Origin of the sequence: Paraburkholderia sp. UCT2 (assembly GCF_014397665.1) — a bacterium.
Taxonomy (GTDB): domain Bacteria; phylum Pseudomonadota; class Gammaproteobacteria; order Burkholderiales; family Burkholderiaceae; genus Paraburkholderia; species Paraburkholderia tuberum.
In genome coordinates this window covers 1-515 of record NZ_VZQO01000165.1, presented here as the reverse complement: position 1 = coordinate 515, position 515 = coordinate 1, and the positions used below count along the sequence as shown (strand labels likewise).

Annotated in this window: 1 protein-coding gene; it reads right to left on the bottom strand. The window is 64.7% G+C overall.

The window, feature by feature from the left end; all coding sequences use genetic code 11:
• Positions 1-494, bottom strand: a 494-nt coding sequence (locus tag F6X39_RS36225; protein WP_316251764.1) for an Ig-like domain-containing protein, incomplete at its 3' end; no start/stop codon positions are given.
• Positions 495-515: the final 21 nt, after the last annotated feature.

The window sequence follows — 515 nt, the reverse complement described above, 5'->3', positions numbered from 1 at the left end:
TCCGTCTCGCCAACCGGCGTGCCGTTGTCGATCACGACGATCGTGTCGCCCGGTTCACCCTTGCCCACCAGCGTCGGCGTCGTGTCGTCCGTGCTGCCGCCATTGTCCACCGGACCCTGGATCGGACCTTCGTCGTCAATCACTTCGCCAACTTCTGACTTGCCCGGTGCAGTCGTGTCCACGACCACCACGTACGGATCCGACGGCTTGCTTTCGTTGCCCGCCTCGTCACGTTCCACCACCGTGAACTCGTGCTTGCCTTCGTCCAGCGGCGTATCAGGCGTGAAGCTCCAGTTGCCGTCCTCGTCGACCGTCGTCTCGCCAACCGGCGTGCCGTTGTCGATCACGACGATCGTGTCACCCGGTTCGCCCTTGCCCACCAGCGTCGGCGTCGTGTCGTCCGTGCTCTCGCCATTGCCCACCGGTCCCTGGATCGGACCTTCGTCGTCAGTCACTTCGCCAATGACTGGCTGGTCCGGCGCAGTCGTGTCCACGATCACCACGTGCGGCTCCGA